General features: G+C 65.9%; 22 protein-coding genes. 12 read left to right on the top strand and 10 right to left on the bottom strand.

The features are described 5' to 3' along the window. Window positions 1–38: 38 nt before the first annotated feature. Complete coding sequence (locus NL2_RS03940; RefSeq protein WP_245647558.1) at window positions 39–398, bottom strand: endonuclease domain-containing protein; 360 nt, start codon at window positions 396–398, stop codon at window positions 39–41. Between the two features lie 176 nt (window positions 399–574). On the opposite strand from NL2_RS03940, the gene NL2_RS03945 reads away from it, so the two are divergent. The 5 genes from NL2_RS03945 (at window position 575) to NL2_RS03965 (ending at window position 7929) form a co-directional block, all read left to right on the top strand. After that, on the top strand, window positions 575–1249 hold the full coding sequence (locus NL2_RS03945; protein ID WP_068071879.1) for a CPBP family intramembrane glutamic endopeptidase: 675 nt from the start codon (window positions 575–577) through the stop codon (window positions 1247–1249). Next, entirely contained in the window at window positions 1246–3180 is a 1935-nt protein-coding gene (locus NL2_RS03950) for an acetyl/propionyl/methylcrotonyl-CoA carboxylase subunit alpha (protein ID WP_068071881.1), read from the top strand. Before NL2_RS03945 ends, NL2_RS03950 begins: the two co-directional genes overlap by 4 nt. A gap of 447 nt (window positions 3181–3627) precedes the next feature. Then, window positions 3628–5049 carry a M20/M25/M40 family metallo-hydrolase gene (locus NL2_RS03955; protein WP_068071883.1) on the top strand — a complete coding sequence of 474 codons (1422 nt, stop codon included), beginning with the start codon at window positions 3628–3630 and terminating at the stop codon, window positions 5047–5049. Between the two features lie 19 nt (window positions 5050–5068). After that, entirely contained in the window at window positions 5069–6292 is a 1224-nt protein-coding gene (locus tag NL2_RS03960; RefSeq protein WP_084355845.1) for an aromatic ring-hydroxylating oxygenase subunit alpha, read from the top strand. Continuing rightward, window positions 6289–7929 (top strand): phytoene desaturase family protein, encoded by a 1641-nt coding sequence (locus NL2_RS03965; RefSeq protein WP_068071887.1) that lies wholly within the window; start codon window positions 6289–6291, stop codon window positions 7927–7929. Before NL2_RS03960 ends, NL2_RS03965 begins: the two co-directional genes overlap by 4 nt. Here the strand turns inward: NL2_RS03965 and NL2_RS03970 are convergent. Then, the gene (locus NL2_RS03970) at window positions 7871–9181 is read right to left on the bottom strand and encodes an APC family permease (protein WP_068071889.1); all 1311 of its coding nucleotides are present in this window, start codon (window positions 9179–9181) and stop codon (window positions 7871–7873) included. The two genes, NL2_RS03965 and NL2_RS03970, sit on opposite strands and share 59 nt — an antisense overlap. 244 nt (window positions 9182–9425) lie before the next feature. Here NL2_RS03970 and NL2_RS03975 point away from each other — a divergent pair, with 244 nt between their 5' ends. Together NL2_RS03975 and NL2_RS03980 are read left to right on the top strand one after the other, a co-directional pair. Further along, on the top strand, window positions 9426–11021 hold the full coding sequence (locus NL2_RS03975; protein WP_174522586.1) for a tetratricopeptide repeat-containing sulfotransferase family protein: 1596 nt from the start codon (window positions 9426–9428) through the stop codon (window positions 11019–11021). A gap of 166 nt (window positions 11022–11187) precedes the next feature. Next, window positions 11188–13752 (top strand): TonB-dependent receptor, encoded by a 2565-nt coding sequence (locus NL2_RS03980; RefSeq protein ID WP_068071891.1) that lies wholly within the window; start codon window positions 11188–11190, stop codon window positions 13750–13752. 143 nt (window positions 13753–13895) lie between these two features. Here NL2_RS03980 and NL2_RS03985 read toward each other — a convergent pair whose 3' ends face one another. Together NL2_RS03985 and pobA are read right to left on the bottom strand one after the other, a co-directional pair. Beyond that, window positions 13896–14570 (bottom strand): winged helix-turn-helix transcriptional regulator, encoded by a 675-nt coding sequence (locus tag NL2_RS03985; protein ID WP_068071893.1) that lies wholly within the window; start codon window positions 14568–14570, stop codon window positions 13896–13898. 98 nt (window positions 14571–14668) lie between these two features. Next, a complete protein-coding gene (gene pobA, locus NL2_RS03990; RefSeq protein WP_068071895.1) occupies window positions 14669–15838 on the bottom strand; it encodes a 4-hydroxybenzoate 3-monooxygenase in 1170 nt (389 codons plus the stop codon). Window positions 15839–15954: 116 nt separating this feature from the next. Here pobA and NL2_RS03995 point away from each other — a divergent pair, with 116 nt between their 5' ends. The 4 genes from NL2_RS03995 to NL2_RS04010 all read left to right on the top strand — a co-directional run bounded on the left by NL2_RS03995 (window position 15955) and on the right by NL2_RS04010 (window position 19238). Next, window positions 15955–16827 (top strand): helix-turn-helix domain-containing protein, encoded by an 873-nt coding sequence (locus NL2_RS03995; RefSeq protein WP_068071897.1) that lies wholly within the window; start codon window positions 15955–15957, stop codon window positions 16825–16827. 123 nt (window positions 16828–16950) lie between these two features. Further along, window positions 16951–18081, top strand: a complete 1131-nt coding sequence (locus NL2_RS04000) for a cobalamin-independent methionine synthase II family protein (protein ID WP_068071899.1) — start codon at window positions 16951–16953, stop codon at window positions 18079–18081. After that, the gene (locus tag NL2_RS04005) at window positions 18078–18488 is read left to right on the top strand and encodes a nuclear transport factor 2 family protein (protein WP_245647559.1); all 411 of its coding nucleotides are present in this window, start codon (window positions 18078–18080) and stop codon (window positions 18486–18488) included. The genes NL2_RS04000 and NL2_RS04005 overlap by 4 nt, the downstream gene beginning before the upstream one ends. A 3-nt stretch (window positions 18489–18491) precedes the next feature. Next, entirely contained in the window at window positions 18492–19238 is a 747-nt protein-coding gene (locus NL2_RS04010; RefSeq protein ID WP_068071903.1) for an IclR family transcriptional regulator, read from the top strand. Window positions 19239–19344: 106 nt separating this feature from the next. Here the strand turns inward: NL2_RS04010 and desA are convergent, their stop codons facing one another. Then, complete coding sequence (gene desA / locus NL2_RS04015; protein ID WP_068071905.1) at window positions 19345–20739, bottom strand: syringate O-demethylase; 1395 nt, start codon at window positions 20737–20739, stop codon at window positions 19345–19347. Between the two features lie 188 nt (window positions 20740–20927). Here desA and NL2_RS04020 point away from each other — a divergent pair, with 188 nt between their 5' ends. Continuing rightward, window positions 20928–21767: an alpha/beta fold hydrolase gene (locus tag NL2_RS04020; RefSeq protein WP_068071908.1), complete on the top strand. Its 840-nt coding sequence runs from the start codon at window positions 20928–20930 to the stop codon at window positions 21765–21767. 2 nt (window positions 21768–21769) lie between these two features. On the opposite strand, the gene NL2_RS04025 is transcribed toward NL2_RS04020, so the two are convergent. The 5 genes from NL2_RS04025 to NL2_RS04045 all read right to left on the bottom strand — a co-directional run. Further along, window positions 21770–22615, bottom strand: a complete 846-nt coding sequence (locus NL2_RS04025) for an HAD-IIA family hydrolase (RefSeq protein ID WP_068071910.1) — start codon at window positions 22613–22615, stop codon at window positions 21770–21772. Continuing rightward, a complete protein-coding gene (locus NL2_RS04030; protein WP_068071912.1) occupies window positions 22612–24084 on the bottom strand; it encodes a biotin carboxyl carrier protein in 1473 nt (490 codons plus the stop codon). Before NL2_RS04030 ends, NL2_RS04025 begins: the two co-directional genes overlap by 4 nt. Continuing rightward, entirely contained in the window at window positions 24081–25427 is a 1347-nt protein-coding gene (locus tag NL2_RS04035; protein ID WP_068071914.1) for an acetyl-CoA carboxylase biotin carboxylase subunit, read from the bottom strand. The genes NL2_RS04030 and NL2_RS04035 overlap by 4 nt, the downstream gene beginning before the upstream one ends. 16 nt (window positions 25428–25443) lie before the next feature. Continuing rightward, window positions 25444–25902 (bottom strand): acetyl-CoA carboxylase biotin carboxyl carrier protein, encoded by a 459-nt coding sequence (locus NL2_RS20635; protein WP_084355846.1) that lies wholly within the window; start codon window positions 25900–25902, stop codon window positions 25444–25446. Next, window positions 25899–26839: Tm-1-like ATP-binding domain-containing protein (locus NL2_RS04045; protein ID WP_068071990.1), on the bottom strand; the 941-nt coding region annotated here is incomplete at its 5' end. The genes NL2_RS20635 and NL2_RS04045, both read right to left, overlap by 4 nt.

Genomic DNA, 26839 nt, shown 5'->3' on the forward strand with positions numbered 1-26839 from the left:
GCAGGATGGTGGAGGGGCACAGGCCGTCAGGCACGAGGTCACCCCAAACGCTGCCCACAAACCTCGACAATGCGCGCAACCGCAGCCTCAAGGTTCTCCAGGACGATCTTCGCGGGCACCCGCAGGGTCGCAACGCCCTGCGACCGCAGGAAATGGGATCGGGCCGCGTCGGATTTTGCGGCGCGGATGCTGTCGTGCGCAAAGCCATCAACTTCGATGTTCAGTCTCGCTGCCGCACAGTAGAAGTCGAGAATGTAGTTTCCCGCCGGATGTTGCCTGCGAAATTTGAACCCGCCCGGCCGCTTGCGGAATTCCCGCCAGAGTATGCCTTCGGGCAACGACAGCTCGCTGCGCAATTGCCTTGCGCGCTTCACCGTGTCCGCAGGTCCGGTTATCATCGCCTGTGCCCCTCCACCATGCTGCGCATGGTCCCCCTCCCCGGTTCGGGGAGGAACCAGGTACTTATGTTGAAGTCCTCCCTCGTCGCCAATACCGACTATATCCGCTGCCGAGCGATCTGCCGGGCAGCGGTCCTGCCCAATGCCAATCCCACTTCAACACTGGAGCACCAACGATGAAGCAGCGCTTGGGCAGGGCACCCACGACGCAACTCGCCCTGATCGCGGCGGTCGCGTTCCTGGGGCTGGAGGCGATCGTCAAGCTGATGCCGCACCTCGACACCGCGTCGCTGCCGCTGGCGTTGCTGCGTGAGGCGGTGGTCGTCGCTTTCGCCATCGGGCTGGCGTTCGTGGTGGTGCGCATCCACACGTTCTCGGCCCGCGAGCTGGGTTTCGTCGCGCCGAACTGGTCCACGTTCGCCTGGGGCTTTGTCGCCGCCGTCGCCATGGTCGTGGTCAGCATCGCGATGATCGCGGCGATGCACGTGTTCGGCGTCAGGCAATCCGCCGCGATGCTCTCGGCGCTGTCGTCGCGGCCGGTGTGGATGATCCTGCTGATCGGCATGGTCGCGGCGGTGTCGGAGGAAATCCTGTTCCGCAGCATCCTGATCACGCATCTTGGCGCGCTGACCGGCAAACTGTGGGTCGGTGCGGTCCTGTCGCTGGCGCTATTCGGGCTCGCGCACCTTAGCGGCTGGGGCGTTTCGCAAGTGTTCTTCGCGGGCGTCGCGGGCATCATTCCCACCGTCATGTTCGTGTGGAAGCGCGACATCGGCATCTGCATGATCGCCCACTTCATGACCGACAGCATCGGCCTGCTGGCCGCCGCAGCACAGGCGCACGCAGCATGATCAAATCCCTCCTCATCGCCAATCGTGGTGAGATTGCCTGCCGCGTGATCCGCACCGCACGCGCCATGGGCATCCGCACCGTGGCGGTCTATTCCGACGCCGACACCAATGCGCTCCACGTGCGGCAGGCGGACGAGGCGGTGCATATCGGCCCGTCGCCGGCGCGCGAAAGCTATCTGGTGGGCGAGAAGATCATCGCTGCCGCCAAGCAGACCGGGGCCGAGGCGATCCATCCTGGCTATGGCTTCCTGTCGGAGAATGCCGGGTTCGCTCAGGCCGTGATCGACGCCGGGCTGGTGTGGGTCGGGCCCAAGCCCGCCAGCATCACCGCGATGGGGCTGAAGGACGCGGCCAAGGCGCGGATGATCGCGGCGGGCGTGCCGGTGACGCCGGGCTATCTGGGTGAGGACCAGTCGCCCGATCGCTTGCAGGCCGAGGCCGACGCGATCGGCTATCCGGTGCTGATCAAGGCGGTCGCGGGCGGGGGCGGCAAGGGCATGCGCCGCGTCGATGCCGCCGACGATTTCGCCGACAGCCTCGCTTCGTGCCGGCGCGAGGCGGCGTCCTCGTTCGGCGATGACCGCGTGCTGATCGAGAAATACATCCTCTCGCCCCGCCACATCGAAGTGCAGGTGTTCGGTGACAGCCACGGCAACGTGGTCCACTTGTTCGAGCGCGATTGTTCGTTGCAGCGGCGTCATCAGAAAGTGATCGAGGAAGCCCCCGCGCCGGGCATGGACGAGGCCACGCGCGAAGCGATCTGCGGCGCGGCGGTGCGCGCGGCCAAGGCGATTGCCTACGAAGGCGCGGGCACGATCGAATTCATCGCCGACGCATCAGAGGGCCTGCGCGCCGACCGCATCTGGTTCATGGAAATGAACACGCGGCTGCAAGTCGAACACCCGGTGACCGAGGAAATCACCGGCGTCGATCTGGTCGAATGGCAGCTCCGCGTGGCGAGCGGTGAGGCGCTGCCCAAGCGGCAGGACGAGCTGAGTATCGATGGCTGGGCGATGGAAGCGCGGTTGTATGCGGAAGACCCGGCGAAGGGGTTTTTGCCGAGCGTGGGTCGGTTGGATCACCTGATGCTCCCTGAACACCTCATCCGCGTCGAAACCGGCGTTTGCGAAGGCGGAGAGGTTTCAGCTTTTTACGACCCGATGATCGCAAAGCTGGTTTGCCACGCCGGAGATCGTCAAAGTGCGATTGAAAAGCTTGCCAATGCCACCGGCGTGACGGCGGTCTGGCCCGTAAAGACGAATGCGGGATTTTTGCTGAATTGCCTTAAGGCGGACCGGTTCCGGACCGGAGACATCGCTACGGGCTTCATCGCCGAGCTTGGCGATGCGTTGATTCCTGCCGACGATCCCCCCGAAGTGGTGGTTTCGGCCGGCGCAATGGCCATCGCAAGCAAGTCTGCCGGAAACCAAGTGCATCAGGCCGGATCATCACTGATCGGGCAAAAACAATCTGGGTCCCGTCCATGGACGGGTGCCTTCGGTTTCCGCTTGAACGCGGTTTCCAATCGCACGGTCCTTGTCGACATCGACGGCCATTCGACCAGTGCAGAAATAGCGAGTCCCTTCGAAAATCTTGAAGCGTGGATCGAGCCATGCGGTGAGACGATATTGAGTGGTGTCAACGACGGCCGTGTGTTCGCGATATTGCCGCATCGCACGGACGGCGGCATTGCGGCGGCGGGTAATGGCGCCATCCTCTCCCCCATGCCGGGCAAGGTCATTGCGGTCGATGTCGCGCAGGGGCAGGCGGTGACCAAGGGCCAGAAGCTGCTCACGCTCGAGGCGATGAAGATGGAGCATGCGCTGACCGCGCCGTTCGATGGCACGGTGGCCGAACTCAACGCGGTTGCGGGCGGGCAGGTGCAGGTCGAGGCGCTGCTGGTGCGGATCGAGCCGTTGGCCAGCGATTAGGCCCATTTGAAACCGGATTGACCGCAACTTAGATCAGCGAAGCAAATGGCGTCGTCCCGGACTCGATCCGGGACCGCTGGCCGGTAAGCGCGGGTTTGCCAGCGGTCCCGGATCAAGTCCGGGACGACGGACCTTGGAAAACGATGCACTGGACTGAGGTTGGTGATCCACCCATCCCACGGATTGCGCACAAAAAAAGGCCGGACTGTTGCCAGCCCGGCCTTGGAAAGTTTGGGAGAGGATGCCTGAAAGGCACCCCCTATGTGCTACCGAATCGGCCATTGTGCAAGTGCGAAATGAACGTTCGCGGTTGCGAAATATGCACTCGATTGTCACATTCGATCACAAACGTACGATCGGCGCCAATTCCAGCAGGACAAGCGACGGGACGCGTGGCATCTGGTAACACTTGTATCCAGTTGAACGATAAAAGGGATTCGCAACGGTATGGTCAAGAACACCCTCGCCCTGGGCGCTGCGCTGGCCGCGATGACGCTGGCCGCGCCGGCGTTCGCCAAACCGTCCACATCGGCAAAGTTGACCGTGCATCCGGTGGCCGAGGCGCAGGCGCTCGATTTGGCGCAGAAGGCCATCGCGATTCGCTCGGTCGCCGGGCCGGGCAACAAGACCGGCGATGTCGCCGCGCTGTTTCGCGATTCGCTGGTGGCGGGCGGGTTCGATCCTGCCGAGATCAGCATCACCCCGCTGGGCGACACCGCCTACCTCATCGCCACGTGGCGGGGCAGTGATCCGGCCCTGAAACCGCTGGTCCTGTCGGGCCACATGGATGTGGTCGAGGCAAAGCGCGAGGACTGGCAGCGCGATCCGTTCGTGCCGATGATCGAGGATGGCTATCTGTACGGACGCGGCGCCACCGACATGAAGTTCGACGGTGCGCTGGCGATCGCTGCGCTGCTGGAGCTGAAGCGCGAGGGCTTTCGTCCGCGCCGCTCGATCGTGATCGAGTTCTCGGGCGACGAGGAAACCACGATGCGTACCTCACGCGCGATTGCCGAGAAGTTGTCGAACGCCGAACTGGTGCTCAATATCGATGGCGGCGGCGGATCGTTCGACGAGAAAAGCGGCAAGCCGCGCCAGTTCACCTGGCAGGGCGCGGAAAAGACGTATGCCGATTTCGAGCTGACCGTGACCAATCCCGGCGGCCACAGTTCGATGCCCCGGCCGGTGAACGCGATCAACCAGCTGGCCGCCGCGCTGCTGAAGATCGGCCAGCACCACTTCACCCCCGAAGTCAGCCCGCTGACGCGCGAATATTTCGAACGGTCGGCCAAGCTGGAAACCGATCCCGCGCGCGCCAGCGCGATGCGCGCGTTTGCCGCCAATCCGGCCGATGGCGCGGCCGTCGCCACGCTGTCGGCCGACCCGGCGATGATCGGCAAGATCGGCACGACCTGCGTGGTGACGATGATCAATGGCGGCCATGCTCTGAACGCGTTGCCGCAGCGCGCCACCGCCAACATCAACTGCCGCATCTTTCCCGGCCACGCTCCGGCCGCGATCATGGCCGAGCTGGAGCAGGCGGCGGGCGATCCGGCGGTGAAGTTCCGCGACGTGACCGAAGGCTCGGTCGCCAGCCCCGCCTCGCCGATGCGGCCCGATTTCACCGCAGCGCTCGAAAAGGCGATCCATTCGGTCTATCCCGGCGTCCCGGTCATTCCCGCGATGGCGTCGGGGGCCAGCGACAGTATGTGGTTCCGCAGCGTGGGCGTGCCAAGCTATGGCGCCAGCCCGGTGTTCATCAAGGACAGCGAGGATTTCAGCCACGGCCTGAACGAGCGGACGCCTGTCTCCAACGTGCGCCCGGCGATCGACTATTATCTCAGTCTGGTGATGGACTTGTCCCGGTAAGCGCGCCATTTTCGTGGCCATGTCGTCACCCGTCCTGTCGTCCGATCCGCCAGATGATCTTGCCCGGGCCTGCATCGCGGGCGCCGCGCGCGATCCCGATGCGGACTTCAGCCTGCCGGGCTGGATCTACACCGACCCCGAATTCTTCGAGGTGGAGCGTGATCGGGTGATCCGGCCGTCGTGGCAGATCGTCTGCCACCAGAACGACGTTGCATCGCCGGGGGACTACCGCACGATCGATTATGGCGGCGAAAGCGTGATCGTGGTGCGCGGCGACGATGGCGTGGTTCGCGCGTTCGCCAATGTCTGCCGCCACCGCGCGATGCGACTGGTCGAAGGCCCGGCGGGCTGCGCCCGCAAGCTGGTCTGCCCGTATCACGCGTGGACCTACGAAACCGACGGTCGGCTGACCGGGGTGCCGATGCGCGGCGATTATCCCGCGCTGAAACTGGAACAGAGCGGGCTGGCCCCCGTCGCCATCGAAGTGTGGCGCGGATTTGTGTTCGTGCGGCTGGAGGACGGCGGCTTTCCCTCGGTCGCGCAGATGATGGCGCCCTATGAGGCCGAAGTCGCGCCATACCGGTTCGAGGACATGCAGCGCATGGGCGATTTGCGCGTCCGTCCCCGCGCGGTGAACTGGAAGAACGTGGGCGATAACTATTCCGACAACCTGCACATTCCGGTGGCGCATGACGGGCTGACCCGGATCTTCGGCAAAAGCTATGGCATCGCAGCGCAGGACTGGGTTGACCGGATGTCGGGCGAGCTGGTCGATCGACCGTCGGACAATTTCTGGGAGCGGTTCTATCAGGCGCACCTGCCGCACTTGCCGCACTTGCCCGAACAGGCGCAGCGGCGCTGGCTGTATTACAAGCTGTGGCCGAACATGGCGTTCGACATCTATGCCGACCAGATCGATTTCATGCAGTGGCTGCCGGTCAGCGCCACAACCTGCGTCCTGCGCGAAATGACGTACGCCTTGCCCGATGCGTTCACGCCGCCGGGGAAGCAGCGCGAGATGAAGCTGCTGCGCTATGCCAACTGGCGGATCAATCGCGTGGTCAACCAGGAGGATACCTGGCTGATCGAGCGCGTGCAGCAGGGCATGGCGTCGAAGACATACGGTGCCGGGCCGATCGGGCGCAGCGAAGTGTGCCTGCGCAGCTTCGCGGTCAAGATCCGCACCATCATTCCCGAGGCGCGGCAAACCCATGCGCCCGCGCCCGGCTGGAGCAAGACATGACCAAGCGATACGATGCGGTGATCATCGGCGGCGGCCACAACGGCCTGACGTGCGCGTTCTATCTCGCGCGTGCGGGCATGAAAGTGCTGGTGCTTGAACGGCGGCACGTTGTCGGCGGCGCGGCGGTGACCGAGGAATTCCATCCCGGTTTCCGCAACTCGACCGCCAGCTACACCGTCAGCCTGCTGCGACCCAAGGTGATTGCCGACATGAAGCTGCACGATCGCGGCTATCGCATCATCGAGCGCACGATCAGCAATTTCTTCCCGTTTCCCGATACCTACCTGACGCTGGGCGGCGGTGCGGATCGCACGATGGCGCAGTTCGCGCGCTTTTCGAAGAAAGATGCCGCAGCCTATCCCGCCTATGACGCGGCGCTGGAAAAAGTGGCGCAAGTGCTGCGCGATATTGCGCTCAAGATCCCGCCCAACGTCGGCGGCGGCATCGGCGCGTTGATGGCGGCGGCGAAGCAGGGTTGGCCGATGGCAAACCTGGACTTGTCCGTGCAGCGCGACCTCCTCGATATTTTCACCAAATCGGCACGCGACTTCCTTGATGGCTGGTTCGAGGACGATCATGTCAAGTCGGCCTTCGCGTTCGATGCGGTGGTCGGCAACTACGCCGGGGTTTCCACGGCGGGCAGCGCCTATGTGCTGCTGCACCACGTGTTCGGCGAAGTGAACGGCAAATTCGGCGCCTGGGGCCATTCCGTCGGCGGGATGGGGGCGATCACGCAGGCGATGGCGGCGGCATGTTTCGAGGAAGGCGTCGAGATCAGCCTTGAGGCGCCGGTCGCAAAGCTTTTGGTGGACGGCGGCAAAGTCGCGGGCGTGCAGCTGGAAAGCGGCGAGGAAATCGCCGCGCCGATCGTGGCGTCCAACGTCGGCCCCGCGCTGCTGTATCGCCAGATGGTCGATCCGTCGGACCTCGACGCCGATTTCAGGAAGCGCATCGCCGGGTACAAGACCGGATCGGGCACGTTCCGGATGAACGTGGCGCTGTCCGAACTGCCCGACTTCACCACGCTGCCGGGCAAGGTCAAGGCGGAGCACCACACCGCCGGCATCGTCATCGCGCCGGGGATGGACTACATGGATCAGGCGTTCGACGATGCCCGCGCGCATGGCTGGTCGAAAAAGCCGATCGTGGAAATGAAGATCCCGAGCACGGTGGATGACAGCCTTGCCCCGCCGGGCCAGCACGTCGCCAGCCTGTTCTGCCAGCAATTCGCGCCGCAGTTGCCGAATGGCCAAGATGGTTCGCCAACGTCATGGGATGATTGCCGCGAGGAAGTGGCCGACCTGATCATCGACACGGTCAACGATCACGCGCCCAATTTCAAGGCCAGCGTGATCGCGCGGCAGATCCATTCACCGCTCGATCTGGAACGCAAGTTCGGGCTGATCGACGGCGATATCTTCCACGGCCACATGAGCCTTGACCAGCTGTGGGCGGCGCGCCCGGTGCTGGGCAATGGCGACTATCGCGGGCCGATCAAGGGGCTGTATATGTGCGGATCGGGTACGCACCCGGGCGGCGGCGTGACCGGGGCGCCCGGGCACAATGCTGCGCACGCGATCATCGCGGACCGGTCGTTGCCGTGGAAATTGCTGCACCGACGCTCGCGCCGCGATTGAGGAAGTACAGCGGCAGCGCGGTCAGCATCAGCACCACCGACAGCACGAACGGTTCGGCGCCTGCGCCATACATCATCGCGGCAAGGAACAGCAGGCTGGCGCTGGCAAGAATGCGGTGCGTACCGACGCGCAGCGCCACGACGCAGGCGAACACATAGACCCACAAGCCCGAAACCGCCGTCAGCCGCAGCATGAAATCCATCACCGCCCCGCCGTTGCGCCAGCTGGCGACCAGCAGCAGCGCGATCGACAGCGAGGATGCCAGCACCAGCGGCACCGCAGCAATGTCGCGCGCGGTGGTTCGGCCGATCCACGCCGGGATCAGCCCCGCGCGGGCAAGGCCGAGCGGCACTTCGCCCTGCATCATCACCCATACGTTGAGGCAGCCGACGGCCGAAACCACCGCGAAACCGGCAATGGCCAGGCCTGCCCAGGGTCCCCAGAACCGGCCCACGAACAGGGCAATCGGTGCGTTTGACGCCGTGACGTCAGCCAGCGGCAGGGCGAAATCGATGCCGGTGCACACCACCAGATAGATCATGCAGGTCAGCGCCACGCCGATCACCGTGGCGCGCGGCACGTTGCGCGCCGGGTCGCGCACGCGTTCTGCCGCGATGCTGGCGGATTCGAACCCGACGATGGCCACGAACGCCAGCACCGTGGCGGTGAACATGCTCGGCGCGGCGAACGGCGGGTGCGGCGTGGCGGAAAACGCGCCGCCGCCCGACAGCACCATCCACGCCACGATCAGCACCACCGCCGCCATCGGCAGCAGCTTGAGCGCGGTGGTCACCACCTGAAACCGCCCGGCAGCGCGCAGGCCGATCAGGTTGAGCCCGGTGAGGCCCGCGATGATCACGCTGGCGGCCAGCGCCTGGCGCAAGCCGGTCGATCCCAGCGGCGGCCAGAAGCTGCTGGCATAGCGCGCGGCGGTGAGGGCGATATAGGCGTTGGCGCACCAGTAGCTGACCCACGCGCCCCAGCCGACCAGCACGCCCGCAACCGGGCCGAGGACTTCGCCGACGATCGCCATCAGCCCCGGTTCGTCGGGCCGCGCCCGGGCGATGCCGCCCAGCACCAGCGAAATCGCGATCGCGCCGACACCCCCGGCGATCCATGCGGCCACGCCGGTCCAGCCGAACGGCGCAAGCTGGCTGGGGAGCACGAAAATGCCCGCCCCGATCATTCCGCCGATGACCAGCGCGGTCGCGGTCCAGAATCCGAAAGGGCGGGTGTCGGTCTGATCCGTCATGCACAAGGCTCCTTGGGCTGATTGGTCGGGACTGGATGCCTATGACTTTGCTCCCGCCCGCTCATCCCGAGCGAAGTCGAGGGATGCTGCGCACAGTTCACATACTGCGCAACGTGTCTCGACTTCGATCGACATGAGCGGGGACGGGCTGGTTCATTCTGGTGCCATCATGCTCGAAATGCGCGCCAACGCCAGCGATAACGCAGCGCTGGCAGGGCCTTGGTCATTTGCGCTAGGGGAAAGCATGGCCACAATCGTGACACCGCCGCCGCCCGCCTACGATCCGCGCCTCGTGGCGGCGGCGCTGGCGATGAACGACAACCGCCTGCCCGATGCCGAGCCGCTGCTGCGCGCGCTGCTCAAGGACGATCCGTTCGACGTCCGCGCGATCCGCCTGTTTGCCGAACTGGCGGGCCGTATCGGGCGTTATGGTGATGCGGAAAACCTGCTGCGCCGCGCGATCGAGCTGGCGCCGGGCTTTACCGCCGCGCGCGCCAATCTGGCGCTGGTGCTTTATCGCACCAACCGCCCGGCAGAGGCGATTGCCGAACTCGAACGCGTGACGGGCGAGGATCCCGACAATATCGGCCATGCCAACCTGCAGGCCGCCGCGTTCGGCCGGGTCGGCGAATTCGACGAGGCGATCGCGCTTTACCGGCAGGTGCTGCACGATGCGCCCAACCAGCCGCGCGTGTGGATGAGCTTTGGCCACATGCTCAAAACCGTAGGCGAGCAGGCCGAAGGGATCGCCGCCTATCGCCGCGCGATTGCGCTGATGCCCACGCTGGGCGAGGCGTGGTGGAGCCTGGCCAACCTCAAGACGGTGCGATTTTCACAGACCGATCTTGCCGCCATGCGCGCCGCGCTGAGCGAGCCTGGCATCGCCGGGGAAGACCGCTACCACCTCGATTTCGCGATCGCCAAGGCGCTGGAAGATCGCGGCGAGGTGGCGGACAGCTTCAACCATTATGCGGCAGGCAACGCGCTGCGGCGCAAAAGCATCCCCTACCGCGCCGACGAGACGCAGAGCTATGTCGATGGGGTGATCGCAGCGGCGAGCCCGGCGTTGCTGGCGAGCGCGGGGGAAGGGGGCTGCCCGGCGCCCGACCCGATCTTCGTGCTGGGGATGCCGCGCGCCGGGTCCACGCTGGTCGAGCAAATCCTGGCCAGCCACTCGGCGGTCGAGGGGACCAGCGAACTGGCCGACATCGCCGTGCTGGCGCGCACGGTGCCAGATTACCCGCAAGGCCTCTCCGCGCTGACCGCCGACCAACGCCGCGATCTGGGCGAACAGTACCTTTCGCGCACGCGCGTGCAGCGCCACACCGGGCGTCCGCTGTTCATCGACAAGATGCCCAACAACTGGGTGCATGTGCCGTTGATCCGGCTGATCCTGCCCAACGCCACGATCATCGACGCGCGGCGCCATCCACTCGGCTGCTGCTTTTCCAATTTCAAGCAGCACTTCGCGCGCGGGCAGGGGTTCAGTTACGATCTGGCCGACATGGGGCGCTATTACCGCGATTACGTGCGGCTGATGGCGCATGTCGACCGGACCATGCCCGGCGCGGTGCACCGTGTGTTTTACGAAGCGATGGTTGACGATACCGAAGCCGAGGTGCGCGCGCTGCTGGCCGCGTGCCGCCTGGAGTTCGAGCCGGCGTGCCTGACCTTCCACGAAACCGCGCGCCCGGTGCGCACCGCCAGCTCCGAACAAGTCCGCCAGCCGATCTTCCGCGACGGCACCGACGCGTGGCGGCCGTTCGAGCGGTGGCTCGATCCGCTCAAGGCGGCGCTGGGCGACGTGCTGGCGGCTTACCCGGCGGTGCCGTTCGACTGACGGCGAGCGCTGCCCGGCAACACCCATCCCGGGAACTGACATCGTTGTAAAAGTGCCACGGTGCGCGTCCTAACACGGGTTGCGATCCGCCACCCGCTTGACCTTTTGTTGCAGCGCGTCACAACTTGGCGAAACAATCATAATACCAAGCCAGGGAAGCCACATCATGAGCGCATTTGCGGGCCGTTTCTCGAGAGTCGCCCTCCTCGCCACCTCGGCGCTGGCCGCGCCCTCGCTGGCCGGGTCCACAGCTTCGGCGCAGGAAGCGCAAGCCCCGCAATCCGCCGATGCCGCCGTTCCAAACGACAATGTCATCATCGTCACCGCGCAGAAACGCAGCGAAAACCTGCAGAACGTGCCGATCAGCATCCAGGCGCTCAGCACCAAGAAGCTCGACCAGCTCAACGTCACGCGCTTTTCCGATTATGCGCAGCAGCTGCCCTCGGTCACGTTCCAGGCGCTGGGCGGCACGCCGGGGACCAACGTGGTCTACATGCGTGGCGTGGCGTCGGGCGGTGACGGCAACCATTCCGGTTCGTTGCCTTCGGTCGGCGTCTATCTCGATGAGCAGCCCGTCACCACCATCGGCGGCAACCTCGACGTCCACATCTACGACATTGCGCGGATCGAAAGCCTGTCGGGCCCGCAAGGCACGCTCTATGGCGCATCGTCCGAAGCCGGCACGATCCGCATCATCACCAACAAGCCCAGCCTCGCCGGGTTCGAAGGCCGCGTCGATGCCGAAGTGAACACCGTCCACAACGGCGGCACCGGCGCCAAGGTCGAGGGGATGATCAATGCCCCGCTGTCCAGCAACGCCGCGCTGCGCGTGGTCGGGTTCTACCAGCGCGACGCCGGGTTCATCGACAATGTGCCGGGCTGCCGCGCCTTCCTGCCCGAGACCAACCCGCTGGGTTGCACCGCCACCAATGGCGGGATCGTGGTCAACAACGCCGCGTTCGTGAAGAAGAACTACAACGACACCGAAACCTGGGGCGGCCGCGCCGCGCTGAAGGTGGATCTGGACGACAACTGGACGGTGACGCCCAGCGTGATCTACCAGGACACGCGCAGCCACGGTTCCTACGGCTACGATTCCAGCGTTGGCGATCTGCAAGTCCAGCACTTCTTCCCCGAATTCCGCCGCGACCGCTTCGTGCAGGCGGCGCTGACGATCGAGGGCAAGATCGGCAACTGGGACGTGACTTATGCCGGCGCATATCTCGATCGCAAGGACCTCTCGTCCAGCGATTATACCGACTATGCCGAAGTGTATGACAGCCTTTATTCGGGCGTCGGTGGGCTCGCGAGCTACTTCTATTATCAGGACGCCAAGGGCAACACGATCGATCCGCGCCAGAAGGTGATCGGCACCGATCACTTCAAGAAGCTCAGCCAGGAACTGCGCATCGCGTCGCCCGCGGACAAGCCGCTGCGCGTGGTGGCGGGCCTGTTCTACCAGCGCCAGTCGAATGACATCCATCAGGACTACCAGATCGCCAACCTCGGTCCGCTGGTTTCGGTCAACGGGATGCCGGGCACGCTGTGGCTGACCCAGCAGCACCGCGTCGATCGCGATTATGCGGCGTTCGGCGAACTGACGTATGACATCCTGCCCACCGTCACTGCCACAGTGGGCGGACGATACTTCCGGTACGACAACTCGCTGATCGGCTTCTTCGGCTTCGGGCTGAACCCGGGCAACGGTTTTACCGACACGCCGGTCAATGGCGCGGGGTCGCGAAAGTTTGGCGTTTCGCAGTGCTTCACCACGGCGGGCGATCGGCTGTTCGACCGAGCCAGCGGTACGTTCAGTTCTTCGACCACGCTGCTCCCCGCCGCCATTGCGGGAAGCCCCTGCACCAATCTGGGTGTTCCCAACGGATCGACCGTCGATCCAGTTTCAGCCAAGGGCAACGGCGAGACCTATCGTTTCAACCTGACCTGGAAGCCCACGAAAGACCTGCTCGTTTACGGCACGGTGTCACGCGGCTTCCGCCCGGGCGGCCAAAACCGTTTTGGCGACTTCGGCGCTTACAAGCCCGATTATCTGGTCAATTACGAACTCGGCGTCAAGGCGACGCTGGCGGGCGGGCTGTTGCGGATCAACGGCGCGATCTATCAGCAGGACTGGAAGAAGTTCCAGTTCGCCTTCCTCGGTCCGAACAGCTTTACCGTCATCACCAACGGCCCGGATGCACGTCTGCGCGGGTTCGATATCGACGCCTCGGTCAATCTCGATCACCTGTCGTTGAATTTCGCCGGGGCGTACGTTGACGGGAAGATCCAGCAGAACTTGTGCAAGTCGGCCGACCCGACATTCACTTGCGCAGGGCTTGCTGCCGATGGATCGGCCAACGCGGTGTTTGCTCCGGCGGGAGCCCGCCTGCCGATCACCCCGAAGTGGAAGATGAGCGGAACCGCGCGCTACACCGTGCCGATGGGCGCCGCCAAGGTCTATGGGCAGGTCAACGCCACCTATCAGGGCTCCGCGCCGTCGGACTTGCGCACGGCGATTGCCGCCGCCCAAGGCCAGCTCGATGCGTTCGGGCAAGTCAATCTTGCGCTTGGTTCGGAATGGGAGCGCTATTCGATCGAGTTCTTCGTGGCCAACGTCGCCGACGAGCGTGGCCAGCTGTCGAAATTCGTTGAATGCGGCGCCTGCACGCGGACGTATATCGTGCCGGTCACGCCGCGCACGTTCGGGGTGCGCGTGGGTGGCAAGTTCTGAAGCCAGTGAGTGCCTGGTTGTAACCATATCCAACCCCGCTCATCCCGAGCGAAGTCGAGGGATGCCGCGCCCATTCCGCCGGGTCTGCGGCATGTGTAGACTTCGCTCGACATGAGTGGAATTGGTGTGGTCGATCAGAGTGCCTAAGGCTTGTCGAGCACATAGCCCAATGACCGCACCGTGCGCAGTGGCGATCCGGCGCCCGCGTCGTGCAAGGCACGGCGCAGGCGGCTGACCCAGGCATCGACGGTGCGTTCGTCGATCGGCTGTTCCTGCTTGCCCAGCGCGCTGATCAACTGGGTGCGCGAAAACACCTGGCCCGGCTGTTCCATGAAATAGCGCAGCAGGCGAAATTCGTTGGGCATCAGCTGGATCGCCACGCCCTTCCAGCGCGCCTGCAGCGCGGCCAGATCGACCGTCAGCTCACCCAGGCGGATGGTGCGCGCGGCGGTCGTGTCCAGTTCGGCGGCCTGCAGCGACAGCACGCGATCGAGCACGCCGTTGCGATCGACCGGGCCGACGACGTAATCGTCCGCGCCGGCGCGCAAGGCACGGCGGCGAGCTTCGAGATCGTCTTCCTCCAGCACCATGGTGATGTGGGCCTGCGACGCATGCGGATCGCACCGCAGCCGCCGGCACAGCTCCAGCCCCGAAAGATCGGGCAGCACCCAGTCGACGAACGCCCAGGCCTTGCCATCGAGCAGCGGCAGCGGCGCGTTGCCGCTCCACCGGTGCATCGCGATGCGCAAGTCGCCGTGCACGAACGCATCGCAGCCGCCGCTGATGTCACTGGTCAATAAAACGTCGATTTGCCGCATCGTCGGTGCCCTCGCGAGAATGGAGGGGCGATGTCACGGACATATGACGCATGTGTGACGATGTTACGGTTTGACCCCGGATCGGGTTCGATTGCCGGTTACACCGGCAACCCGACATAATTTTCCGCGATGCTGGTCTGCGCCGCTACGCTGCTGGCGATGTAGTCGAGTTCGGCCAGCTGCATCCGGCGTTCGAACGGGCCGTCGTCGGGGAAGCGGTGCATCAGCTTGGTCAGCGACCAGCTGAACCGTTCGGATTTCCACACCCGCGCCAGCGCCTTGTCGGAATAATCCGCGACGGAGTCGCCGTCGCCGGCGCGGAACCAGCGCACCAGCGCTTCGCCGGCATAATGGACGTCTGACGCCGCAAGGTTGAGGCCCTTGGCGCCGGTGGGCGGCACGATGTGCGCCGCATCGCCGCACAGCAACAGGCTGCCGTGGCGCATCGGTTCGAACACGTAGGAGCGCAACGGCGCGATCGACTTTTCGATCGAAGGTCCACGCGTCATCCGCGCGGCGGCTTCAGGCCCGAGCCGGATCGCCAGTTCGTCCCACACCCGGTCGTCTGACCAGTCCTCGATCCGTTCGCTCAGCGGCACGTCGATGTAATAGCGGCTGCGCGTGGCGCTGCGCATCGAAGCGAGCGCGAAGCCGCGTTCGTGGTTGGCATAGATCAGTTCGTGGTTGCACGGCGGCACTTCGGCCAGAATGCCCAGCCAGCCGAACGGATAGACCCGCTCGAAATGGCGCGCGACGCTGGCGGGGATCGCCTGACGCGACGGACCGTGGAACCCGTCGCAGCCGACGATGAACCGCGCGTCGATGCGTTGCGGCTTGCCGTGCGCGACATAGGTGACGAACGGCGCATCGCCTTCGATATCATGCAGCGCAACGTCATCCGCGCCGTAGATCACCTCGAGATCGCGCGCGGCGGCGGCGTCCATCAGGTCGCGGGTGATTTCGGTCTGGCCATAGACCACGACTTGCTGGCCGGTGAGCGCCGCCACGTCGATGCGGATAAGCCGTTCGCCGTCGGCCAGGTTGAAGCCATCGTGCGGCAGCCCTTCCGCCTTGAGCCGATCGTCGAGCCCGAGCCGCGCCATCATCCCGACGATGCCCTGTTCGAGCACGCCGGCGCGGATGCGGCCCAGCACGTAGTCGGGCGTCTGCCGCTCGATCACCACGCAATCGATGCCCTCTGCGCGCAGGACATGGCCCAGCAACAGCCCGGCGGGCCCTGCGCCGATGATGGCGACCTGTGTTTTCATGAACGCTCTCCCGGGGCGGAGGACTGCCTGCCTCCATCGTCATGCGAAGTTGACACGCGCGGGCCGAACCGGGAAGGGATGGCTTCGACAAAGGTCTGGTACTATCGAGACATCCGATGACGTCCATCCCGAGCTATGAACTGTACGGTGAGGTTGCGCCCGACGCGGCATCGGTCACCCGCGCGGGGTACACGCATATCGAGACGATCGCCGAACGCAGCGCGCTGACCGCGTGGGAAATCGCACCGCACCGCCATGCCGATTTCATCCAGTTGCTGCTCGTCATGGAAGGCCGCGTGGAGGCGAGTTTCGATGGGACAGGTGGCGCTCTGGACGGGCCAGGTGTCGTGATGGTCGCGTCGGGTGTCGTTCACGGATTCCGCTTTGCACCTGATACGTCGGGCTATGTGCTGACGCTGTCGGGCGACTTTTCAGGACGTGCGCTCGCGCCGGATGACCCGTTGCCGCGGTTTCTGACTGCTTCGACCGCCGCGCCACTGGCCGCGGCCGAGGCGGCCAGCGCCCGGCGCATCGCGGACGAGATGCTGGCGCTGCAGCAGGCGTGGCGGCCGGGCGACGCGCTGTCGCTCGCGCTGGCCGAAGCGTTGGTGCACACCGTGCTGCGCGGGCTTGCGGCAGAGCAGGGCGGGGCGCTAGACGACCGCCGTTTCGCGCGGTTTCGCCAGCTCGTGGAGCGGCATTATCGCGATCACCACCCAGCGGAATTCTATGCGGGCGAACTGGGTATCACGCTGCGCACACTGTCGCGGATGACTGCCGAACGGGCACAGTGTTCGCCGATGGGGTTTGTCCACCGGCGGCTGGCTATGGAAGCGGTGCGGCTGCTGCACTACACCAACGCCAGTGCCGCGCAGGTCTGCACCGAGCTGGGCTTCGTCGATCCTTCGTACTTCTCGCGGTTCTGCCTGCGCATGACCGGGCGCAGGCCCATGGATCATCGGCGCGAACACCGTCGTGCCGGGGCTTAGCAGGCAAAATTTCGAGCCCTGCGCGAGGTTGCGGCTTGCCACTCGACCTGCCGGGTTTATGAAGAATTCACAAGTATGAAAGCGCGTGGCGCGGAGCCGCGTGTGACGGGAGCATCGGAATTCATGGCGCACATCCGGACCACACACGTCGGCAGCCTGCCGCGCGGCGACGAGCTGACCCCGGTGCTGCTGGCGCGCGATGCGGGCGAACCGTTCGATTCGGTGGAGTTCGACACGCTGGTGCAGGCCGCGGTCGATGACGCGGTGACGCGCCAGATCGCCGCCGGGGTTGATGTGGTCAGCGACGGCGAACTGGGCAAGGTCGGCTATTCGACCTACATGATCGAGCGGCTGAGCGGGTTTGGCGGGCACATCGATCGCAAACCCGCCGCCGACCTCGCGCCGCTGCCCGACTTGCGCAAGAAGCTGGCGGTGATGATGGGCTCGCAGGACTTTGTGCGCGCATCGTGCATCGGCCCGGTGCGGCTGGTCACGCTCGATCCGCTGCACGACGATATCCGGCGGTTCAAGGCCGCATTGGCGCCGCACGGCGAAGGGCAGGCGGCGTTCATGAATGCGGCGTCGCCCGGCCTGATCACCGCGTTCCAGGTCAATCGCCACTATCCCAGCCACGAGGCCTATCTCGCCGATCTGGTCGATGCGATGCGCGAGGAATACGAGACGATCGTGGCGGCAGGATTCCAGCTGCAGCTCGATTGCCCGGATCTGGCGATGAGCCGCCACACCGGTTATCAGGATGCCAGCGAGGCGGATTTCCTCAAGATCGCCGCCGCCAATGTCGAGGCACTCAACGCCGCCACCGCCAATATTCCGGCGGACAGGATGCGTATGCACATCTGCTGGGGCAATTACGAAGGCCCGCACGATCACGATATTCCGCTGGAACGCGTGGTCGACATTGTGCTGGGCGCGCGGCCGGCAACGGTGCTGTTCGAGGCCGCCAATCCCCGGCACGAACACGAATGGAAAGTCTGGCGCGATGCCGGCGTGCCCGATGACAAGATCCTCGCCCCCGGCCTGATCGACACGTGTTCGAATTATCTTGAACATCCCGAACTGATCGCGCAGCGCATCGAACGCTTCGCCGCGATCGTAGGGCCGGAGCGCGTCATGGCCAGCACCGACTGCGGGTTCGGAACGTTCGCGGGCTATGGCAAGATCGATCCAGCGGTGACATGGAAAAAACTGGCGGCGCTGCGCGAAGGCGCCGACATCGCAGGCGCGCGGTTGTGACCCAGCCGCCGGTGAGCGAGGACGAGCGTCGCGCGATCGAACAGGATTGCGCCCGGCTGATCGCGCTGTACGCCAACCTCAACGACGAGGGTCGCTGGGAGGAGGTCGCCGCTCTGTATGCCGAGGATGGCACGATGACCCGGCCCACCGCGCCGGATGCTCCGGTTGTGGGACGCGCGGCGATCCTTGCAGCATTCCGTTCGCGCCCGCCGCGCACAACGCGGCATGTCTGCAGCAACGTGGTGATCGACGTCGAGGGCCCCGATGCGGCACGCGGCACCAGCGCGATGCTGCTGTTCACCGGCGCGGATGCCCCGCTGGTCGGCTCGTTCCACGATCGTTTCGTGCGCACCGCCGGGGGCTGGAAAATCGCCGAGCGGCGCGGCTCGCTGACGTTCGGCGGCTGAGCGATGGCCAGCGCAACCCCCGGAGCGGTCAAGTCGGCGCTGCGCACGCTCGACCTGATCGAATTCGTCGTCGCGCATCGCCAGGGCGTCGTTGCCAGCGAGATTTCGGCGTCGCTGGATATCCCGGTCAGCAGCCTGTCGTACTTGCTGTCGACGCTGGTCGAGCGCGGCTATCTGGCGCGCGACGGACGGCGATATGTCGCCGGGCCGGGGCTGGACCGGTTGCGCGCACACCGCAGCGCGCTGACGCTGGCCGAACGCGCCGCGCCGCTGGTCCGCGCCATTCGCAGCGAGATCGACGAGACGACCTCGTTCATGGTCGCCAGCGGCTGGGAAGTCGAAGCGCTGGTCACCGAGGCGAGCGCGCAGGCGCTGCGCTATGCGGTGGAGCCGGGACAGAAGAAGCCGCTGCACAGCCTGGCGGCGGGCAAGGCAATTCTGGCGGCCCTGCCGGCGGCCGACCTCGACCGGTACTTTGCGGAGACCGTGCGTGACCCGATCACTCCGGCGACGCTTTCAGGGGAAGTCGCGTTGCGCGCTGACCTCGCACGGACCCGCGAAACCGGGATCGCCGAAGCGCACGAGGAGGATACGCTCGGCATCAGCGGCCTCGCTTGCGCCGCCACGATCGATGGCCGACTGGTCGGCGCGTTCGCCGTGGCGGTGCCCACGGTGCGTTTCACCGAACCGTTGCGTGAACGGATCGTGGCCCTGTTGCGCCGCAGCGTGGCCGCGCTGGGCGAAAGTTGAGGGTTGCCGAATGACGTCGTCCCGGACTTGATCCGGGACTGCTGGCCTTCATGCGCTTCACCGCCACAGGGCCCGGATCAAGTCCGGGACGACGTGGAGGTATGTTTCAACCCGACTGCCGCGTTCGCCAGCTGTCGGCATAGCTGTCGCGCGCCGCTTCGACATACGGCACGGCCGCAACCACCGCCTTGATCTCGGTCTGCACGTGGCGTTCCACGGTCGGCTTGGAGGTGCCGCCATCGGGTTCGCCCCACAGCAGCGTCACTTGCGTCCCCGGTTCGGCAAAGCCGGGTTCCATCATCGCCAGCGTGAGCATCTTGCCTTCGCTGGCGCTGTAGCCGATCCATGTCGAAACGCCGACCTGCTTGCCATCGGCCAGCACCGTGTCGAACGGGTGCATCGCATAGACGGCGGACGGATATTCCATGAACTTCGCGCGATCGCCCTTGGTCAGCGCCGAGCTTTGCACGCGCATCACGTCGGCATTGTCGAGCGCGAGCGTCACTTTCTGGCGGTGTGGCCCGGCGGCGATCTTCTCCAGCGCGGCACGCCCGATGAAGTCGTGGTCGAACTTCACGAACGGGCCGTACCCCAGGTCCCACGGCGTGGTGTAATACCCTGCGACGCTGTCGGGCACATAGCTGCCGCCGATCGAGCACTTCGCCTCATAGGAATTGGCCGACAGCCATTCGCGGTACGGTTTCAGCGCCTCGCCGGTGTAGATCGCAGGCAGCGGCGAGGGAATCCAGCCCGATTCCAGCGTGTTGGACGAATAGGCCCGGCCACCGACCAGCACCATGCCAAAGTCCTTGCCCGCTGCGATCAGCGCCTGCCGCACCGCTTCGCCATCATCCCACGGCCCGAACAGTTCCCAGCCGGGTTGCCCGGCCATGCCGTGGCGCAGCGCGCGGACGCTTTTGCCGGCAATGGTCAGGCGGGTCATGTGGAAGAACTTGAGGTCCGGCGGAGTCTCGCCGATCGCGCGTTCGATCACTTTCATGGCGTTCGGGCCCTGGACCTGAAAGCGATAGGAATTGCGCCGGCCATCGCTGCGCATCGCCCAGCGTTCGTCACGCTCCACCGTCACATCCCATTGGCCCGTGGCGGCGTGATATTCGACCCATTCGATCGCCGGCGCGCGGCCGACGAGGTTGAAGTCGTTCTCCGCCAGATAGAACAGGATCACGTCGCCGATCACGAATCCACCGGGCGTGCAGGGCACGAACTGCTTGGCGCGATCGGGTTTGAAGCCCTTGAAGCTGTTGACCGCCAGATATTGCAGCATGGCAAAGGCATCGGGGCCGCGCACCGCCAGATCGACCATGTGGTACGACTGGTTGAACAGCACGCAGGTTTCCTGCCAGCCACGCTGCTCGTCGCGCCAGTTGGAATATTCGGACGGCACGCCCGGATAGACGTTGGGGCCGACTTGCTGGTTGCGCAGCATGGTGGCGATGTCGCCCGCCTGCGCGAGCACCGATTCCAGATTGCCTTCGTTCATCGCACCACTCCACTTGGATCGCTTGTTCGTTGCGTGTGGCGTAATCGTGTATTTCGCAATTGTGAAGAGTTCGCAATCATGATGAGCGAAGTTTTCGCCCGGCAATGGCTCAGCGCGTGTGGTTTACAAACCGGCGGCAATGCCTTCTTGTTCGATCCCGCTGACGTCAGATGAAAAGGTGAGGCTTCTTGCAGACGATCCGCATTCCCGCACCCGGTGGCCTGACCATCGTCGCCGATGCGTATGGCCGCAAGGGCGCGCCGACCGTCGTGCTGGGCCATGGCGGCGGCCAGACGCGGCACAGCTGGTCGCGCGCGGGCGTCGACCTGGCCACTGCGGGTTATCACGTGCTCAACTATGATCTGCTGGGCCATGGCGAAAGCGACTGGGAACCGGCGGCGGATTATTCACTGGAACGCCGCGCGGTGGATGTGCGCGCGGTGGTGGCGGCGGGATCGGAACCGTTTGCGCTGGTCGGCGCTTCGCTGGGCGGTGCGACCGCGCTGAAGGCGGCGACGCAGGGTCTGGAACCCGCCGCGATCGTGCTGGTCGATATCGTCCCGCTGGTCTCGCCCGAAGGCGTGGTGCGGATCCAGGCGTTCATGAATGCCAGGCCCGATGGCTTCGCCAGCCTCAAGGATGCCGCTGATGCCATCGCGGCCTACAATCCCGGGCGCGAGCGTGCCGGCAACGTGGCGGGGCTGGCCAAGAACCTGCGGCAGGGCGACGATGGCCGTTATCGCTGGCACTGGGACCCGCGCATGATGGAGGGGGCGCACCACCGGCCCGATGCCTTGCTCAAGGTGATGGACGACGCCGACTGGACCGACCGCATCCCTACGATGCTGGTGCGTGGCATGAAATCGGATATCGTCACTGACGAAGGCGTGGCCGATTTGCGCCGCCGCATTCCCGCGCTCGAAGTGGTGGACATCGGCGGGGCAGGGCACATGGTGGCGGGCGATCGCAACGATCACTTCAACGCGGCGGTGATCGAATTCCTCGCCCGGACGATGCCGCCGGGTTGACCTCAGCCGATTGCGGCCAGCAGCGGTTCCAGGCTGTCGAGCAGGGCATGCGGCCGGTCGCGCTCGGCAAGGTCTGCATCGGACTTCATGATCCCGGTCGACATGCCGATGGACAGCGATCCTGCGGCATTGGCCATGCGCATTTCCAGCGCGGGATCGTCACCCACCACCACGATCTGCGCGGCGGCGCGGCGGGGCAGGCCCATCGTCGCCAGCGCCACGTCGAGCGCGACCCGCGATGGCTTGCCCAGCACCCGCGCCCGCTTGCCGGTCATCGCGGTGAGCATCGCGTTGATGGCAAAGCTCGATCCGATCGCGCGCCCGGTGGCGGTGGCGAAGAACGGCACGTGGCTGGCGGTGACCAGCCGCGCGCCGTGCCACAGCGAGGCGCATCCTGCTTCCAGCGCGTCGAAATCGAATTCGCGAAACCACCCGGTGTAGACCGCCTCAACGCCGTCAGCCGCTTCCGACGGGCCGATCACGTCCAGACCGGCATCGCGCAACGGCGCGGCGCATCCGGCATTGCCCAGCACACGCACTTTGCCGATGCCGCTGCGCACCAGCCATGCCGCTGCCGACGACGACGGGGTCAGCATCTGCCGATTATCGACCGGAAACCCCGCGCGGCGCAGCGACGCGGCATAATCCGCCGGCGGTTTGGCCGTGCCGTTGGTGAACACCACGAACGGGATGCGCCGCACGTTCAGCGCCTTGAGCAGCGCGACCGCATGCGGCAGCGCCTTGTGCCCGCCGCTTTGTGCGTCGCCCAGCGCGATCGTGCCGTCCATGTCGAACACGAACCCGGCGGCATCGCGCAGTCGTGCGGCGATCTCTGGGGACAGGCTCATGCCGAAGCCCCGGCGTGCAGCGCAATGCGCAATCCGGGCCGCTCGATCACGATGTTGCGCGCCTGGGGCCGGGCCGCAAGCTGGCGCAGCAGCGACAGCAGCGGAGCCGCCTCGGGACTGTAGGTGGCGCGCGAGGGACCTGCAGCCAGCATCGCATCGACCTGGTCGCCCGGCATCACCGCGCGCAGCAGAAATTCCTCGTCGGGCATGCGCTCTCCGAATTGTCGCCGCAGATCGGCCAGCGTGGGAAATGGCGGCTCGACCTCGAGTTCACGCGCGCGCGACCGGTCGAGGATGGCGGCGCGTACCGCAGGGTCCACCGCGCTGGTCGGCTTGCCGAACTTGCCCAGCACATAACGGATGACCTGATCGGAAACTTGCGCATAACGGCGCGTGCCGATCACGTTGAACAGCGCCTGGCTCATCACCATTTGCGGAAACGGCGTGACCATGATCGGGTAGCCGAGTTCGGCGCGGACCTGCTCGGTCTCCGCAATCACCGCAGCCAGCCGGTCGGCAAGGCCGAGTTCTTCAAGCTGGCGCGCGGTGGTGGTCAGCACGCCGCCCGCGATCTGGTGGCGCAGGAAGCTGGCGTCGAACGCCTGCGGGCGACCGGGCGGAAGCCCTTGCGCTGCCGCCAGCCGCGCCCAGTACGATGTCAGCCGGGACAACGCCGCCTTGTCGATATCGACCGCGTGGCCGGCTTCTTCCAGATTGGCGACCATGCGGTTGGCTTCGGGCAGCGAGGAGCCGTCACCGCCCGGCCCGACGCCGACATGGATCGCCGATATGCCCAGCTTCGCCGCCTCAAGGCTGGACAGCGCGCCCTGGCCGATGGTGGTGTGGGCATGGATTTCCAGCGGCCGGTCGCCGATCGCGGCCTTCACCGCCGGAGCCAGCGTGCGCACCCGGTCGATCGAGAGCAGGCCCGACGGATCCTTGATGTAGAACAGGTCGATATCGCTGCTCGTGTTCACCGCCCGCGCGAAATCGGCGTAGAACGCGTCGGTGTGGACGTCCGACAGCGTGAAGGTCAGCGCGCACATCGTTTCGGCGGCGCCTTCCTCCTTCACCAGCCGCGCGGTTTCGATCACGGCGGGCACTTCGTGCATCGGATCCAGCAGCACGAACCGGCCGATGCCGTTGGCCTGCAAGTGGCGGTAGACCAGCCGCATGAAATCGGGGTCGGCCTGCTGCCACGCGATGAACCGCAAACCGGTGGTGATGAACTGCAGCGGGGTGGACGGCATCGCCGCGCGCATGCGGCGGATGCGCTCCCACGGATCGTTGCGGAAATAGCGCACCGCCACCGCCATGTGGCTGGACGAGGTGAAGTCGATCGCGCGAAAGCCGCACGCTTCAGTCAGCGCGGCGGCTTGCAGCATATGCGCGGTGTCGAGCCCGGTGGCGCCCCACAGGCTCTGGTTGCCATCGCGCATGGTGACATCAACGAGACGGATCGCGCTCATGCCGGCAGTCCGGCAAGAAACCCGGTATCGACCCCGCCGGCGATGAAGCGCGGGTCGGTCACGATGCGCCGGTGGAGCGGGGCGGTCGTCGGCATTCCGTAGATCGCCAGCGCGGACAGGGCCTCGCCCAGCCGGGCAACCGCATCGGCGCGGTCGTGGCCGTGGACGATGATCTTGCCCAGCAGCGAATCGTAGAATGGCGGCACGTCGCCTCCTGCAGAGATGTGCGTATCGACCCGTATTCCCGGCCCGGCGGGCCAGGCGGCGCGCAAGACCTGGCCGGGAGCGGGGCGAAAATCGGCGGCGGGGTCCTCGGCGTTGATGCGCACTTCGATGGCGTGGCCGCGCGGGCGGATCATCGCCTGCGTCAGCGACAGCGGTTTGCCGCTGGCGACCAGCAACTGCTGCTCGACCAGGTCGATGCCGGTGATCGCCTCGCTCACCGGATGTTCGACCTGGATGCGCGCGTTCAGTTCGAGGAAAAAGAACGAGAAATCGGTGGCATCTACCAGGAATTCGGCGGTGCCGGCGCCACGATAGCGCATGTGGCGCGCCAGCATGACGGCGGCCTGTTCGATGCCCTCGCGCGCCGCATCGGGCATGGCCGGGGCAGGGGCTTCCTCGACCAGTTTCTGGAACCGCCGCTGGATCGAGCAATCGCGCGTGCCGAGATGGAGCGCGCTGGTGCCGTCGCCCAGCAACTGCACTTCGACATGGCGCCCGCGCCCGACGAAGCGTTCGACATAAACCGCCGCGTTGCCGAACGCCGCCTGCGCCTCGGCCTGCGCCATGCCGAGCGCGGCATCGAGATCTTCGGCACGATCGACGCGCCGCATGCCTTTGCCGCCGCCGCCGGCCACCGCCTTCAGCAGCAGCGGGAAACCCGTTTCGGCGGCGCGTGCATGAACCGCATCGCGTGTTGCCGCTTCGCCGCCGGGCAGCACCGGCAGCCCGGCTTCGACCGCGATCCGGCGCGCGGCGAGCTTGTCGCCCATCGCCTCCAGCGTATCGATGGCGGGGCCGACAAAGGCGATCCCCGCCGCTGCCGCCGCACGGGCAAAGTCGGCGTTCTCGGCCAGGAAGCCATAGCCGGGATGCACCGCATCGCAGCCGCTCCCGGCCGCTGCCGCCACGACACGGTCGATCGCAAGGTAGCTTTGCGACGACGGGCCGGGGCCGAGGACCACGACCTGATCGGCCTGCAGCGCGGGCAACGAGGCGGCATCGGCCTGCGACACGCCCAGCACCGTTTCGATGCCCATCGCCCCAGCGGTGCGGATCACGCGCAACGCGATCTCGCCGCGATTGGCAATGAACAGACGGTCGATCTTGCGAGGTTGCATCAACACGGTCCGGCCGTCACGAGAACTGGGCGAGGGTTTCGCCCTTGGCGACCATCGCCCCGTTTTCGGCGACAAACGCGCCGATCGTACCCGCGCGGCCGGCATGGACGGGGTTCATCAGCTTCATCGTCTCGATGATCCCGATCACCGTCTCGGCCGCGACCGTGTCGCCCGGCTCGACGAACGGCGGGGCGCCGGGCTGGGGCGCGCGATAGAACGTTCCGGGCAACGGCGCCCCGATCGCAGCGGGATCGTCGGCGATGCCTTCGGCCACCACATCGGCCTTGGCCGGCGCCGACCCGGCCCATTCCCACTCTTGCGTGAAGCCCGCGCCGTCGCCGGTGCCATCGCCCGGCGCGATCCGCAGGCGGAACCGTCGCGTGGCGATATCGACCTCGCGATAGCCCGACCCTTCGAGGATCGCGACGATTTCGGCGACGTCGTCGGCCGAGAGCGGAAGATCGGCCTCGCTCATCGGGGTGCCAGCATGTCGCGCGCCGCAGCGATGATCGCGTCGGAAAACGCCGCGTCGTTGAAGTGTGCGTCGATCGCGGTCACGGGGATGTTCGGCGGCATGACGTCACGCAAATAGGCGGCGAACGGCCCCGGCAGGCTTTCGTCCTGGATATGCCCATAAGGGCTGTCGTGGTTGGAAAACCCCTTGAGCGGGGTGAACACGCGCACCGGTCCGTTCGCCTGCCGCACGTTCGCCGCCAGTTGATCGGCCAGCCGTTTCAGCTCGGGCAGTTCGGTGCGGACCGCAGTCAGTTGCGGGTTGTGTTCGTGGTAGCGCTTGCCGGGAAACTGCGCGCGGGCGGCGTCGATCGGGCCGGCGATGATGAAATCGGCGTTGCCGGGCGCGATGATCACCGGAATGCCCTTGCGCAGCGCTGGCAGCCCGCGATCGGGGCCGGTGTCGGCCAGTCCGCCGTGCAGATGGTCCATGATTTCGGTCACCGACAGGTCGAGCACCAGCGCCACGTCCTTGTCCTGCGCCAGCCCGTCGAGGGTGGGACCGCCCGCGCCCGATGAGTGGAACACCATCACCTCGCACCCGTCGGCTTCCAGCGCCTGGCGGATGCGCTTAACGCTGGCTTCGGTCGTGCCGAGCGTGGTGATCAGCACCAGCGGCTTGTCGCTGCCCGTGTCGGGACGATAGCCTTTGGCCATGCCCGCCACGGCGTTGGCGCTGTTGCGCAACACGTCGCGGCTGATGCTGTTGATGCCGGCAATGTCGGTCACCGCGTTCATCATCGCGATGTCCTTCACGCCCATGTATGGCTTGGTGAAGCCCGATGCCATGGTCGATACGATCAGCTTGGGCAGGCCGTAGGGAAAGCTCTGCATCAGGGCGCCTGCCAGGGCCGAGCCCATCGACCCGCCGATGGCAAGGATGCCGGAGACCGGCTCCC

The sequence above is a fragment of the Novosphingobium lentum NBRC 107847 genome (assembly GCF_001590965.1).
Lineage (GTDB): Bacteria > Pseudomonadota > Alphaproteobacteria > Sphingomonadales > Sphingomonadaceae > Novosphingobium > Novosphingobium lentum.

Excerpts from the sequence above, each read along its gene's own strand:
- NL2_RS03975 (WP_174522586.1), top strand. The coding sequence starts at position 9,426 with ATGGCCACAATCGTGACACCGCCGCCGCCCGCCTACGATCCGCGCCTC.
- desA (WP_068071905.1), bottom strand. The coding sequence starts at position 20,739 with ATGAACGAAGGCAATCTGGAATCGGTGCTCGCGCAGGCGGGCGACATC.
- NL2_RS03945 (WP_068071879.1), top strand. The coding sequence starts at position 575 with ATGAAGCAGCGCTTGGGCAGGGCACCCACGACGCAACTCGCCCTGATC.
- NL2_RS03970 (WP_068071889.1), bottom strand. The coding sequence starts at position 9,181 with ATGACGGATCAGACCGACACCCGCCCTTTCGGATTCTGGACCGCGACC.
- NL2_RS03950 (WP_068071881.1), top strand. The coding sequence starts at position 1,246 with ATGATCAAATCCCTCCTCATCGCCAATCGTGGTGAGATTGCCTGCCGC.
- NL2_RS20635 (WP_084355846.1), bottom strand. The coding sequence starts at position 25,902 with ATGAGCGAGGCCGATCTTCCGCTCTCGGCCGACGACGTCGCCGAAATC.
- pobA (WP_068071895.1), bottom strand. The coding sequence starts at position 15,838 with ATGAAAACACAGGTCGCCATCATCGGCGCAGGGCCCGCCGGGCTGTTG.
- NL2_RS04010 (WP_068071903.1), top strand. The coding sequence starts at position 18,492 with ATGGCCAGCGCAACCCCCGGAGCGGTCAAGTCGGCGCTGCGCACGCTC.
- NL2_RS03995 (WP_068071897.1), top strand. The coding sequence starts at position 15,955 with ATGACGTCCATCCCGAGCTATGAACTGTACGGTGAGGTTGCGCCCGAC.
- NL2_RS03985 (WP_068071893.1), bottom strand. The coding sequence starts at position 14,570 with ATGCGGCAAATCGACGTTTTATTGACCAGTGACATCAGCGGCGGCTGC.
- NL2_RS04000 (WP_068071899.1), top strand. The coding sequence starts at position 16,951 with ATGGCGCACATCCGGACCACACACGTCGGCAGCCTGCCGCGCGGCGAC.
- NL2_RS03980 (WP_068071891.1), top strand. The coding sequence starts at position 11,188 with ATGAGCGCATTTGCGGGCCGTTTCTCGAGAGTCGCCCTCCTCGCCACC.
- NL2_RS03965 (WP_068071887.1), top strand. The coding sequence starts at position 6,289 with ATGACCAAGCGATACGATGCGGTGATCATCGGCGGCGGCCACAACGGC.
- NL2_RS03955 (WP_068071883.1), top strand. The coding sequence starts at position 3,628 with ATGGTCAAGAACACCCTCGCCCTGGGCGCTGCGCTGGCCGCGATGACG.
- NL2_RS04030 (WP_068071912.1), bottom strand. The coding sequence starts at position 24,084 with ATGAGCGCGATCCGTCTCGTTGATGTCACCATGCGCGATGGCAACCAG.
- NL2_RS04025 (WP_068071910.1), bottom strand. The coding sequence starts at position 22,615 with ATGAGCCTGTCCCCAGAGATCGCCGCACGACTGCGCGATGCCGCCGGG.
- NL2_RS03960 (WP_084355845.1), top strand. The coding sequence starts at position 5,069 with ATGTCGTCACCCGTCCTGTCGTCCGATCCGCCAGATGATCTTGCCCGG.
- NL2_RS03940 (WP_245647558.1), bottom strand. The coding sequence starts at position 398 with ATGATAACCGGACCTGCGGACACGGTGAAGCGCGCAAGGCAATTGCGC.
- NL2_RS04035 (WP_068071914.1), bottom strand. The coding sequence starts at position 25,427 with ATGCAACCTCGCAAGATCGACCGTCTGTTCATTGCCAATCGCGGCGAG.